The 13,462-nt window shown below is 37.9% G+C and carries 13 protein-coding genes and 2 pseudogenes; all 15 read right to left on the bottom strand.

All coding sequences use genetic code 11. From position 1 onward, the window contains the following. Positions 1–34: 34 nt before the first annotated feature. The 15 genes and pseudogenes from MKX65_RS15600 to MKX65_RS15670 all read right to left on the bottom strand — a co-directional run bounded on the left by MKX65_RS15600 (position 35) and on the right by MKX65_RS15670 (position 13,378). Entirely contained in the window at positions 35–736 is a 702-nt protein-coding gene (locus MKX65_RS15600) for a demethylmenaquinone methyltransferase (RefSeq protein WP_160547142.1), read from the bottom strand. Between the two features lie 5 nt (positions 737–741). Beyond that, positions 742–1,569: a heptaprenyl diphosphate synthase component 1 gene (locus MKX65_RS15605; protein WP_340904489.1), complete on the bottom strand. Its 828-nt coding sequence runs from the start codon at positions 1,567–1,569 to the stop codon at positions 742–744. A 143-nt stretch (positions 1,570–1,712) separates the two neighbouring features. Further along, complete coding sequence (mtrB, locus tag MKX65_RS15610; RefSeq protein WP_160547140.1) at positions 1,713–1,952, bottom strand: trp RNA-binding attenuation protein MtrB; 240 nt, start codon at positions 1,950–1,952, stop codon at positions 1,713–1,715. Between the two features lie 62 nt (positions 1,953–2,014). Beyond that, entirely contained in the window at positions 2,015–2,581 is a 567-nt protein-coding gene (gene folE, locus MKX65_RS15615) for a GTP cyclohydrolase I FolE (RefSeq protein WP_160547139.1), read from the bottom strand. Between the two features lie 201 nt (positions 2,582–2,782). After that, positions 2,783–2,899 (bottom strand): annotated as a pseudogene (locus MKX65_RS15620) (HU family DNA-binding protein); the annotation flags it as partial. Positions 2,900–3,080: 181 nt separating this feature from the next. Next, positions 3,081–4,976 carry a group II intron reverse transcriptase/maturase gene (gene ltrA / locus MKX65_RS15625; protein WP_340904492.1) on the bottom strand — a complete coding sequence of 632 codons (1,896 nt, stop codon included), beginning with the start codon at positions 4,974–4,976 and terminating at the stop codon, positions 3,081–3,083. A 780-nt stretch (positions 4,977–5,756) separates the two neighbouring features. Next, a pseudogene (locus tag MKX65_RS15630) lies at positions 5,757–5,909 on the bottom strand (HU family DNA-binding protein); the annotation flags it as partial. Positions 5,910–6,252: 343 nt separating this feature from the next. Beyond that, on the bottom strand, positions 6,253–7,731 hold the full coding sequence (spoIVA, locus tag MKX65_RS15635; protein ID WP_160547138.1) for a stage IV sporulation protein A: 1,479 nt from the start codon (positions 7,729–7,731) through the stop codon (positions 6,253–6,255). A gap of 188 nt (positions 7,732–7,919) precedes the next feature. Next, a complete protein-coding gene (locus tag MKX65_RS15640) occupies positions 7,920–8,627 on the bottom strand; it encodes a hypothetical protein (protein WP_340904493.1) in 708 nt (235 codons plus the stop codon). A 37-nt stretch (positions 8,628–8,664) separates the two neighbouring features. Next, positions 8,665–8,865, bottom strand: a complete 201-nt coding sequence (locus tag MKX65_RS15645; RefSeq protein ID WP_160547136.1) for a DUF2768 family protein — start codon at positions 8,863–8,865, stop codon at positions 8,665–8,667. A gap of 225 nt (positions 8,866–9,090) precedes the next feature. Beyond that, positions 9,091–10,143, bottom strand: a complete 1,053-nt coding sequence (locus MKX65_RS15650; RefSeq protein ID WP_340904496.1) for an NAD(P)H-dependent glycerol-3-phosphate dehydrogenase — start codon at positions 10,141–10,143, stop codon at positions 9,091–9,093. 18 nt (positions 10,144–10,161) lie between these two features. Continuing rightward, complete coding sequence (der, locus tag MKX65_RS15655) at positions 10,162–11,472, bottom strand: ribosome biogenesis GTPase Der (protein ID WP_340904497.1); 1,311 nt, start codon at positions 11,470–11,472, stop codon at positions 10,162–10,164. A gap of 226 nt (positions 11,473–11,698) precedes the next feature. Continuing rightward, entirely contained in the window at positions 11,699–11,884 is a 186-nt protein-coding gene (locus MKX65_RS15660) for a capping complex subunit for YIEGIA (RefSeq protein WP_160547133.1), read from the bottom strand. A gap of 1 nt (position 11,885) precedes the next feature. Then, positions 11,886–12,773, bottom strand: a complete 888-nt coding sequence (locus MKX65_RS15665; RefSeq protein WP_340904500.1) for a YIEGIA family protein — start codon at positions 12,771–12,773, stop codon at positions 11,886–11,888. Further along, positions 12,770–13,378, bottom strand: a complete 609-nt coding sequence (locus tag MKX65_RS15670) for a YphA family membrane protein (RefSeq protein WP_160547132.1) — start codon at positions 13,376–13,378, stop codon at positions 12,770–12,772. The genes MKX65_RS15665 and MKX65_RS15670 overlap by 4 nt, the downstream gene beginning before the upstream one ends. Positions 13,379–13,462 lie beyond the last annotated feature (84 nt).

Below are 13,462 nucleotides of genomic sequence, written 5' to 3' on the forward strand. Positions count from 1 at the left end.
AATCACCTAGCCTAACCTGTACATGAAGATTATTTTATTTATGACCAAAATGAACAGCAGCTGCCCCGCCACTGTATGGCTTATAAGTGACGTCCTTAAAACCAGCTTGTTTGAATAATTCAGCGAGTTCTTTTACCCCTGGAAAATCTCTAGCTGATTCTTGCAGCCAGGAATATTCACTATAACTTTTTGCAAACATCCTACCAAACAACGGCATAATAAATCGAAAATAAAAATAGAAGAGCTGTCGATAGCCTATTATTGTTGGTTGTGATGTTTCAAGACATACTGCAATTCCGCCCGGCTTTAATACACGATTCATCTCTTTCAATACTTGAAGATAATCGGGTACATTTCTTAATCCAAATCCAATCGTAACATAATCAAATGAATGGTCAGGAAATGGAAGCTCCATGGCATTTCCATGGATGAGCGTCACTTGATTGAGATTGGCCTCAGTAATCTTTTGTTTACCCACATTAAGCATATTTTGGCTAAAGTCAAGTCCTACCACTTCACCAGTATGGCCTACAGCATCTGCAAGTGCAATGGTCCAATCGGCTGTTCCACAACAAACATCTAGTGCCTTTTTCCCTTTTTGTACTTTCATTCTTTTCATCGTATCTTCTCTCCATTTAGTATGGAGTTTAAAGCTAATAACAGAATTCATTTTGTCGTAGTTATCTGAGATCTTTTCAAAAACGTTATGAACTCGTTCTTCTTTCGATTGATTCATACTTGTTACCCTTCTTCCACAAATGTTTTTGCCATCGTTTTTTGGTTTATAATGGATGTGATTCGAGAATCTAACAGCTCATTTATTCGAGGAAGCTCTTTTTTAGCCTTTTCTAATAATTGTTTAGAGAACTCTATATATCGGTCACAAATCAATATTAAGTAGTTTTGTTGCTCAAGAGACAGGTCTTTAAGTGAACCGTTATGTTTTGGAAAAACAAGAGTATGAAGAGCGTCAAATACAATCGAGGATTTTCTTTGTACAAAATTATCCTTTTCCTTACTAAGCCGCTTTATTAACAAAAAATTTTCAACAATGCTATCCCATCCATCTAAACGAAAATAATCAGTAAATTGATCAATAAGAGATGATTCGATCAACTTGACATTATTCATCAACGTATCAATTTCAGAACTACCTTTTTGATATACAATTATTTTTTTATCATTAATTTTTTTTATTCCTTGAGCTAGCATCCGGATAGCGTGAACATCATTACACTCTGCTAGTAGTTTATAATATAACCCACTATAATAAACGCCAGCTAATACAGTTAATTGCCTCTGCTTTAAGATTTCATTATTCGTATTTGTGTTGGTCACTTGTTCATGAGTATCAAGGGCTACTTGAAGCAACATGGTCGTTATAGTATAATTCTCCAACTCTTTATCAGATAACTTACACTGATCCAAAATCGAAATTAACAATAAAAGCTTATCTTCGTCTAACACTGGTTTATTAATATATTGGAACATATAGGGGTGAAGGAGCCTTTCCTCTACTTTTTCCTTCACATCGGCTATTTTTCTTTGAAAGTCTCCCACAATTATCACCCTTGTATCCCCAAATTCTGTATATGTAATGTGATTACCCTTATTATAATTCATAAAGTTTACTGCATATGTACGATTTATTACTCCACTAAAGGCAGAGACAATTATAACACAAATGCTTAACAAATGGTCATGTTTAGCATTTATTTCCCTTTTGTTTCGCTCTCAACCTCTCCATAAGAAGTGATAATTTTTGCATTTCCGCGAATTTTTATCGCTGATGTGTGTTCAGTAAACTGAGCAATCATTACTTCGCCTTTATCTAGTTTCTCTGAGTGATGAAACTTGGTATCGGTCCCTCTTGTTAAACCGATTACATTGACACCATCTTCTATTGCTTTAATAACAATATAATCACTTGTTAGCGAAGTTTTTGGGTCCATTATTTCTCGCTCCCTCATTTTGATTGAAAGGGCTAACCGTTATGTAGCCCCCTCTATAATGTTTAGTATTTAATTAAGGAAAGCACCTCAGCTCTTGCTGTTGCGTCCTCCGCAAGTGAGCCTCGGACTGCTTGAGTTACGGTCTTAGCACCAGGCTTTTTAACTCCACGCATAGTCATACACATATGCTCTGCTTCAACAACGACCATTGCACCATAAGGCTCCAGTTTCTCCATAATCGCGTCAACCACTGTGGAAGTAATTCTTTCTTGCAACTGAGGACGTTTAGCTACTGCTTCAACAGCTCTAGCTAACTTACTCAAACCCGTGACACGACCATTTCTTGGTATATAAGCTACATGAGCGACACCATAAAAAGGTACAAGATGATGTTCACACATGGAGTAAAACGGAATATCTTTTACAAGGACAATCTCTTCATGGTCCTCACTAAATACTGTTTCGAAATATTCTTTTGGATCTTGTTTCAATCCCGAGAATACTTCCTCATACATTTTCGCTACTCGTTTTGGCGTATCTAACACACCCTCACGATTTGGATCTTCTCCTACGGCTTCTAATATAAGACGCACCGCTTCCTCTATTTGGGTACGATTAACTTCTGACATACTAAATTCCTCCTACTGCAATGAGTTCCCTCTGTTTTTTCATATCATGCCAACTATACTTATACATATTAGCACAACCAAATTCTTTCTAGCAAAGTAGAAGGTTCTTTTAATGTGCCACAAAAGAGCAGAAAAAATAGAAAAAGGATCACGTATAAACGAGATCCTTTTCTATAACATAAACATATATCAATTTATGTATTATTTTACAGCGTCTTTAAGCGCTTTTCCTGGTTTGAAAGCAGGAACCTTGCTAGCAGAGATTTCGATCTCTTCACCAGTTTGTGGGTTACGTCCTTTACGAGCTGCACGCTCACGAAATAGTGATAGGTAACGTTTTGTTTATGCAACTCCACGTTTTCCCCCACTCCACACCGTACGTGCGAGTTTCCCCGCATACGGCGTTCCATCGATACAGATACCTAATGGTTTACCCAGTACATCGTCGCCTCCGTATGGGCATTCTAGTTAATTCTCGTCGCTCGTTTAACAACTATACCTATTCAGTCATAGTTAATTCTTTTCTTAACTTAAGAATTTTCTTCTGCTGATTAGGCTTTAAGCCTTCCATAACCTGTACATCATTATGGACATATTTATGGCACTGAACACACAATGTCGTCAAGTTAGAGACTTTATTCACTTTATCAAGGGACAATTCAGGTTTGCGATGATGTACCTCCACTGAATGTGGGTATACAAAATCTTTGCAAACTGAGCATTTGGCTTTATCACGTTTAATAGCGTATGGTCGATTCATATAATATTCAAAGTTGTGTTTATGGTTATTTAGGTTCGCATATATTCCTAATTTATCGTAATTAGTCCATATGTCTTCGAGATGTAGCTTACGATTCTTTTGAGTCGATTCGTGCCATTTGTCTCGCCCCGCAGGGGTGTAAGGAATCCAAGCAGGATTGAATAACTTTGCATACTCAATCTTAGTGATTGCAGTAATAGTTATCCCCACGATACTGTCTTGATATACTTCTGCGTATGTCTTGAAGTTATACCCTTCGTGCCTTACAACCCTGTTAGAAAGCTCGCATACCTTATAGATATGTTTGGTATGATTTCCACCATAGAGCTTCCTAAAACTACCCAACGTTACTCTGAATAATAAATTATCGATTTTCGAAAAGGTTTTCTTTGCTATGCCGATTTTATAATAGTTGGCTATACCAATGATTTTTGAATTGATAAGTTCAATCCGTGCTACTCTGTCTTTAGCGTGTTTTAGTCTACGTAATTGGTTAATATCCTGACTAATTTCATTAATCTTAGGCAAGAGCTTCTTCCAATCAGGATAGACTTTCCCAACTATCTTACCATCCAGACGTTTAGGTTCGGCTTTGATTAAGAAACCGAGAAAGTGTAATGGTTCTTCTCGACAGTCTGTAATGACCGTTTTCTCCTCGGATAATTCAAGTGAGAGTTTATGCTTCATATACTTCCTTAGCTTAGTGAGAAGCGTTTGGGCGTATTCCTTGGATTCCGTGAGGATTATCCAGTCATCTGCATATCTCACAAGGTTTACCTTGTGGTGTTTCGCAACCGTCTTATTCCGTAAGGATTGGTAAGTCTTTTCTTCGACAGTTTTTCCTTTTCTAGTAGTGGTATAAGTCACTACCGCTGGGTGTGATTCCCATAAGTCGCTAACCATCCAATCGAAGTTGTTCAGGTATATATTTGCTAGAAGGGGGCTGATAATACCACCTTGCGGTGTACCCATATCAGAGTCGATTATCTCACCGTCATCTAGTATCTTCGATTTCAGCATCTTTTTGATGAGAGCAAGGAATTGTTTATCCTTGATTCCCATTTCCCATAACATTGCTAGTAGCTTGTTGTGGTTGATGTTGTCGAAGTACCCTTTAATATCGCCTTCGATGGCAATATAGGCTTTCGCATTGATGTTTTGTACAACCCTTGCGATGGCGTGTTCTGTACTCCTGTATGGTCTAAAACCATAACTATGAGGGTAGAATTTTGCTTCACAATAGGGTTCGATAGCCATCCTTGCTATTTCCTGAATAATTCGGTCAACTATTACGGGTATGCCAAGTGGTCTGAATTTGCCTGTATTTTTCCCTTTAGGAATATAGGTTCTTCTAACCATCTTTGGGTTATAGTTGTCAATTTGAGATTTAATAAGTTCGATAAGTTCCAATCTATCCATTTGTAGATAGTCGTTGATGGTTGCACCATCGACTCCCGCAGTTTGGGAACCCCGATTGGATTTTATGTTGTGTATGGCTTTATCAATTACTGGTTCGGATTTCATAAACTCAAGTAAATTGTATAGAGGTTTTCCCTCTAGAGCCACTTGATATAACTTATCTTGGAATCCTATTAAGTCTCTTTCTCCTGCGATTGTACGACCTTTGAACCCCATATCATCACTCCTTTTGTAGTAGTGACTGATAGGTTAGCTGTTTAACTCGGACTTGCCTTGTATTGTCGTACGTCGATTTTCACTATCTTCTCTACCGACTAGTCCCCTTCGCTCAGAGATGTTTATATCCTTCATATAGAATTACTCCTATACTAATAACGGCATCTCGTCATCACTACTATGGGACGCTGACTGCTTTCATCACGCTCTTAGGTAATAGCATACCTCCTGTGATTACTCGCTCTCGACTGTTCCACACGACCTTTCCTTTAAACTGAACTTAGGCTCCCTCTTTACGCCGTTAGGCCTGAATAGAGTTTAATATCACAAATTGTTCTCTATTTCCAATACTATTTAGTGTATTAGATGATGGAACCATCGAAGAAAATCCCATCACACCTACTCTGTGTCCCCTTAGTGACAAGGGGAGGCGGCAATATCGACGCTTCACACAAGGGTTAGTCACCTAGCCATATTCAGTTTTGGAGTCCCGCATCATTGTTACGTTCTCAACCGAAGTAGAGATTCTTCATATAGAAGAGAGTCACTCGCAACGTAGATTACGACTTTACCTAGCTTCGTACAATCTGGTGTGCTATCACCTCGTTGCACGTAGGAGTCTCAGACTCATATCCAAATGTGATATTAGATATGGGGCGATTTTTCATACGCCCATCAGGTGCGTGTAGTTAGACTCCAACGGAGTCCGCTCATTTCCTAACTTTGGATTTGCATCCTATAGCGTTATGCTACGTTAGTTATGGAGCAACAGCCCGCACCTTCGAAGTTCCCAAATCCGATTAATTGAACTTTATCACCGTTTTTAAGGGCTTCAAGAATTGAATCGAAAACTGCGTCAACTGCTTTAGTAGCGTCCTTTTTAGAAAGTTCACTCGCTTCAGCAACTGCGTTGATTAGTTCTGTCTTGTTCATGCCTTTCACCTCCTCCCAAAATGGTATATTCAGTAAGTGAAAACGTTCTTATCTTCATTAGTAAACAATTTAGTTGAATTCTATACGTAATTGAAGCTGTTTTCTCTGACATGCCTTATATTAAATGATGAAAACTAATTTTTCAACGTTTTTTTACGAAAAACCTTTATTTATAAGGGTTTGACGGCATATCGTAGTAATTCTGTTAAAAGATTATCATAATAAATTGGGGTTATCAAGAATTTTCGCTAATTTATGGTAGTATTTTCGTGGTTTTTGATTAATTTTGTCGTAGTTTTATTAAAATCAATCAAAAAAAGACTCCTAGATAGGAGTCGATACATTATAAGATTATAGCAATTAATCCACCAGAACCTTCATTGATGATTCTTTCTAGTGTTTCTTTTAGTTTATACCTTGCGTTTTCAGGCATTAATGATAATTTTGCTTGAATCCCTTCACGAACAATTGAACTTAGGCTTCTTCCAAAAATATCAGAGTTCCAGATAGAAAGTGGATCGTCCTCAAAATCCTGCATTAAGTAACGAACCAATTCCTCACTTTGCTTCTCTGTACCGATAATTGGAGCAAATTCAGACTCTACATCCACTTTAATCATATGAATGGATGGAGCTACCGCTTTTAAGCGTACACCAAAGCGTGGTCCTTGACGGATGATCTCAGGCTCATCGAGGCTCATATCCGCAAGTGATGGTGCAGCAATTCCATAACCTGTTTGTTTCACCATCTTAAGCGCATCAGAGATTTGATCATATTCTTGCTTAGCATGTGCAAAGTCTTGCATTAGCTCTAACAAATGATCTTTTCCTCTTATTTCTACTCCGACAATTTCTTTTAAAATGTCATCGTATAAATCATCTGGAGCATATAGGTCGATCTCTGCAATTCCTTGCCCCATCTCAATTCCAGCAAGACCTGCACGATCAATAAATTCATAATCACTAAATTGACTTACGACTCTGTCAACATCTCTTAATCTCTTAATATCTTTAACTGTGTCTTTCACTGCTTCCTGATAGCTTTCCCTTAACCAGTGATCTTCTCTAAGTACCATAACCCAGCTAGGAAGATTCACGTTTACTTCGAGCACAGGGAATTCATAAAGCGCTTCACGCATCACGTTCATGACATCACCTTCGCGCATTCCCTCTACACTCATAGCTAATACAGGAATATCGTATTTCTCTGAAAGCTCTGAACGTAATTTTTCCGTATTTGGATGATATGGTTGTACGCTGTTAATGACCATAATGAACGGTTTGCCAACCTCTTTTAATTCATTGATTACTCTTTCCTCGGCTTCTAAGTATGCAGAACGTGGAATTTCTCCGATGGTACCATCTGTAGTAATAACCACACCAATCGTTGAGTGCTCTTGTATAACCTTCCTTGTTCCAATTTCAGCTGCTTCGTGGAATGGAATAGGCTCCTCATACCAAGGCGTATTAATCATTCTTGGTCCATTTTCGTCTTCATAACCCTTTGCACCTGGGACCGTATAGCCCACACAGTCAACTAAGCGGATATTCACATCCAACCCATCGTCAACATGAATGCTTGCAGCCTGATTTGGAACAAATTTTGGTTCAGTTGTCATAATCGTTTTTCCAGCAGCACTTTGAGGCAATTCATCTTGGGTGCGAGCTCGATCTGATTCATTTGCCATGTTTGGAATAACAACTAGCTCCATAAATTTCTTAATAAAGGTTGATTTTCCTGTTCTTACAGCTCCTACAACTCCTAAATATATATCGCCGCCCGTTCTTTCGGCAATATCTTTAAAAATATCTACCTTTTCCAAGTGATCCCCTCCTGAAATCTATGAGATAGTGGGATAAAATAACCCTAATGTATAGACAATATATGTGTATGACGTTGTCCTACAACGTTATGACAGTTTTTATAATTTTTTTTGCCTAACTGTTATAGTCCATACAAATATAAAAAGCCCCTCTCCTACATTCTATTTCTGTAGGAGAGGGGTTATGACTAATCCACTAAAAAGATAGGTTCTTTCGTCTTTTCATCCATTGTATAAGGTAGTGAAAAGGCAGGCACAAACAATGAATATTGCAATAAGCAGTCGCGAATATCCTCTCCTGCTGTCTTCTTACAACTTCCACTTTGCATCGCTTGATATAAATCACTTCTGTAATCTATAAATACTTCACCACTTCCAGTAATAACAAAAGAAAGGTTTTGGTTCGTATAAGGACTAACAACAAATGGTTCTTCCTTATAACCTATTTTCTTGAAATCCATTGTGTATACACCTTTTGTTATTTCTTCTTTGTATGGAGGGTATTTTTGTAAACTAATTAAAAGATTTATATCTTTAATTTTTTCCGCCATTCGCAAATCAAAGATCTTTACCGTTGGATTCTCCTCTACGTCAACTAGTACGTATTGAAATATACCTCCGGATTCATAAGCGTTTCCAGGTGGTTCTGCTAAATACTTTGGACTGATTCGGTTAAAATCAATCGGATACTTTTCGTAAATAGGAGTATCCATTTCCTTTGTCTTTATAGGTAAGATGCCACCATTGTCCTCTTGAAATTGCTTAACCGCTGTTTGAACTGCTTGAACTTGATCTTCGTACGGTATTTGGTTTTGAGCTAACTCATCTTGAGGATACATGCAGCCCGTCAATAATATTAAAACAATAGACAATAACAATACTACTTGGTTCTTCATACACTCAACCCTTTTAACCTATGTATTTCCAATACACTTAACTTGTTGGTCCCGATAGCACGACAAAAAAAATGATTATTCCAGAAATAACCATTAAAGAATAAGCAATAATAGCCGTTATTGCTTTTAAAACTTTGTTAGAAAATTTAAATCTGCTTAAGTAAATTAAAATAATGGAAATAAACATAAAGCCCATCCCCGCCAAGGAGATCCACATTTTCATTAGTGACGTTGACATAAATAACTCCCTCCCTTTGCCTAAAATATTATATCATAAATGCTCCAATGCTTGCCTTACTCATTTAAGATCAAAAAAAGCTGAAGCAAAGGAGGGGCAGCTCTTTACTTCAGCTCGTAAGACTAAATATACATACTCCCTGTTCATTTCACCAGGTTTGCTTCGTTGCATTGTATGCATTTCTCTATGTAAACGCATCATTGAAAAGCCCAATTTTGAAAATATTTATTCCAATCCCTTTTCAACTAGTACATTTGCAAGATCTTCCATCTCATGAGTTTTTACACGTGTCATGAGTAAATCCACTTCATCCTTCGGTTTTGCATGGTTAAATAGAACATTATATAAAGCCGTTGTAATTGGCATCTTCACACCGTACTTTTCTGCTAGTTGGTAAGCGGCTTTTGTGGTTCTTACACCCTCTACTACCATGCCCATATTTTCAAGCACCTCATCTAAATTCTGGCCTTTGCCAAGCAAATTCCCAGCTCTCCAGTTTCTTGAGTGAACACTTGTAGAAGTAACGATTAAGTCCCCTATACCAGTTAAGCCTGAGAATGTTAGCGGACTTGCCCCCATTTTTGTACCTAACCGAGCTATTTCTGCAAGCCCCCTAGTTATTAAGGCAGCCTTTGCATTATCCCCATATCCTAATCCATCCGTGATCCCGGCAGCTAACGCAATAATATTCTTTAATGCGCCACCCACTTCTACACCTATAATATCAGGATTTGTATATACCCGGAAATGCTGATTAATAAATAAGTCCTGCACACGTTCAGCTGCTTCCATGCTCTTGGATGAGACCGTCACCGTTGTTGGTTGACGAAGACTTACCTCTTCAGCATGACTCGGCCCAGATAATACAACCACATCTTGTAAAAGACTCTCTGGCATTTCATCTTCAATCATTTCTGAAATGCGCATAAGTGTATCCGGCTCAATCCCTTTACTAACATGAACTATTGTTAGTGGATTTTCAAGGAATGGAATCATCTTTTTAATCACTTCACGAATCGCCTTAGTTGGTACAGCTAATATGATGGTGTTTACTTCTTTTAAAACTTCTTCAAGAGAGTCGTAACCAACAATTGTTTCAGGAAGTATGATTTCTGGTAAATACTTCTTATTCATGTGAGTGGCATTTATCTCGCTGATTTGGGCCCGATTATGTCCCCATAATCTCACTTCATGATCATTGTCCGCTAACACTAAAGACAAGGCAGTTCCCCAGCTTCCCGCTCCAATTACAGCAATTTTTTCTTTTTGGATTTGCATAGCATCACAACCTTTAACTTATTTTCTTTCTCTAGCAAAGATTTTGATAGGAGTTCCTTCAAATCCGAAAGCTTCTCTAATACGATTTTCTATAAATCGCTGATATGAGAAATGCATAAGCTCTGGATCATTGACAAAGACAACAAAGGTAGGTGGCTTGACTGAAACTTGAGTCGTATAATAAATTTTAAGACGCTTTCCGTTGTCTGTTGGCGTAGGGTTCATCGCTACAGCGTCCATAACAATATCATTTAATACACTTGTTTCCACTCGCATCGAATGATTTTCACTCGCTTTGTTTATCATTGGAATCAATGTATGAATTCTCTTTTTTGTTTTAGCAGATAAGAAAACAATTGGAGCATAGTCTAGGAATAAGAAATGCGCACGTATTTTTTCCTCGAATTCTTTCATCGTCTTTTCATCTTTTTCCACTGCATCCCATTTATTCACGACTATCACAATAGCTCGTCCTGCTTCATGGGCATACCCAGCTATCTTTTTATCCTGTTCGATGATTCCTTCCTCTGCGTTAATAACGACTAAAACGACGTCGGACCGTTCAATTGCACGTAACGCACGAAGCACACTATACTTTTCTGTTGTTTCGTACACTTTTCCTCTTTTTCTCATTCCTGCCGTATCGATAATGACGTAGCGTTCGCCATTAACAGTTACCATTGAGTCTATCGCATCTCTGGTTGTACCAGCGATATCACTAACGATTACTCGCTCTTCTCCAAGCATCGCATTGACAAGTGATGATTTCCCTACATTTGGTCGACCAATTAGAGAAAACTTAATAACGTCATCATCATAGTCATTCTCGTCCTTGCTTGGAAAATGCTGTGCTGCAGCATCTAAAAGATCGCCAAGACCTAAACCATGTGAACCCGAAATTGGATAAGGCTCCCCAAAGCCTAAGGCATAAAAATCGTAAATGAGATCTCTCATTTCTGGGTTATCAATTTTATTTACAGCAAGAACCACTGGCTTTTTAGCGCGATAAAGAATCTTTGCTACTTCTTCATCTGCAGAGGTAACTCCCTCTCTACCATTTGTTAAGAAAATAATGACGTCTGCTTCCCTGATCGCAATTTCTGCTTGTTGACGAATTTGTTCTAAGAATGGTTCGTCTCCAATATCAATTCCACCGGTATCGATAATATTGAAATCATGACTAAGCCACTCAGCTGAACTATAAATTCGATCTCGAGTAACCCCAGGTATATCTTCAACTATCGAAATCCGCTCACCAACTATTCTATTAAAGATTGTAGACTTTCCAACATTTGGACGACCCACAATCGCTATTACAGGTTTTACCATTTTTTTCATCCTTTCTAAAATAATAAAAGAGATATCAACAATATTTCAGACAATGTATAAGCAAAGTTATGTATCCGTGCAAGAACCGTTGAAATTACAAACATCTCATTTCATTATGGTGTAAATCAGCATTTAGTAAAGAAACCCTTCTACAAACAGAAGGGTCTAACTTTATTATATTATCAAAGTGGTCATGTACTAGCAAACAAAATTAGAAGAAACCACTTTAATGTTTGACAATGACGTACAAATCCTCCGTAAGAGAATGTGCAATCCCATCCAAAATTGCTTCTAGATTCCTCGTGATTTTTTCCATCTCCTCTTTATCATCACAATGAAAAACTGCTACACCACATGGGACTTTTTTAGGATTCGTCGTAATGGCAGCCAGGATAAATTTTTCAATATCCATTTTATCTCTCCTCTAGTTTTTTCTCTCTCTCTTTAGGCATTCGAATGGCATTTTCTAAAGTTGGAACCTTTTCAATGATTTTCATCGCCTTCTCAATATCATTTTCTTGCGGTAGAATAAATACCCCGACCCTTCCATCATCTAGGTCTCTTTTCGCCAAGGGAACGAGAGCTGGTGTACCAGAATCTCGATACACACCTAGAGAGTTGGATACATCATGTAGAATAGCTTGACGCTGCCCTAGATTCGCAATTGTCGCTCTTGCGTCAAAATTTTTCGGCTTAAGGATAAACCCCATCCCATAGCGTAGTACTTCCTTTTGTCTTTCCGGGAGTCCAATGTTCATTATATAAATATTGTCCACATACAAGCCAGGACCGTCAAACCGAGGTTCAATGTACTCAACTTCTACAATATCACCAAGCCTACCCCCAGACATTAGTTTGGTAGAAATTAATATCGCAATCACTGCTACAATTAGTCCACCCCAAATATTAAAAAGGAGATACCCAAGTGTACTTAGAAAGGAGGTGAAGATTACCAAATAATTTCTACTTTCAAAAGCTATTGCAATTCCTTCAATATACGTTTTACCTCTTGGTACTAATTCATAATTATCCAGTTCATTTAATGTGTTTCTCTCCATATTTCTGACATCTCTAAATTGTGAGGCTGCCAAAGTTAAAAAGGTGATGGCTGTAAACTCTTCCTCAAGTATAGAAGGTATGGCCACAGTACCAAGCCCTGCAGCAATAAACCCTAATGCCACATGGATGATTTTCCCGTGCAGATAAGTGGGGTACTGTCGATAATCCGTTCGTAGCATATAAATTCTTGTTGCTGTTCCAACAATCACTCCAAATAATATAGGATAAGTGTACTCACTCACGATTGTCTTCCCCTCCCCTTTTCTAGTTGATAAACATGTCCTTCAAAAAGGCTAGTAAGCTTCTCAAAACCGCTCCAGGCCAAAATGAGACAAACAGATATAGAAATAACATCTAAAAATTGAAGTGACCCAATTGGAATTTCCATTGAGTATACATCCAACACAAGAGAATAAACAATTTCTCCATGGATACTACCAAAAATAAGTGCAATCACTCTTTTAAAAACCTCTTTATGCATCATAATGGTCATATAAGTTAATACAACAGCAAACATCCAATCTCTATCAAGGATTAACCAAACAGGGTCAAAAAGCTCAAATAATTGAAAACTCCCATAGGCAAGCATAAGAATAAATGATGTGATTAGAAAGTAGGCCATTGATCTTCCTTTCATTTTCCCGACCTCAAAGTAGGCTAGGAATAAAAGGAAAATGGAAACAACGGACACTTCCAGCCCAAAAAAATGGATGGAATGGGAAGACAGTATAATCGAAAATAATATGATGACCGTATACTTTACACGCCTCGGATTCGTTTTGCTCATAAAAAAGGTCGTACAAATCCATAGAACCCAAAATGTCCAATAAAAGATTATTCCTTCCATGTCACCCCTCCTATCATCTCCATTATGGCTTTTCAGTATGTACTTTAACCGTATGATGTATAAACTTTCAAAAATGATTCATCT

This window comes from Robertmurraya sp. FSL R5-0851 (assembly GCF_038002965.1).
In the GTDB taxonomy this organism is placed as follows: Bacteria; Bacillota; Bacilli; order Bacillales; family Cytobacillaceae; genus Robertmurraya_A; species Robertmurraya_A beringensis.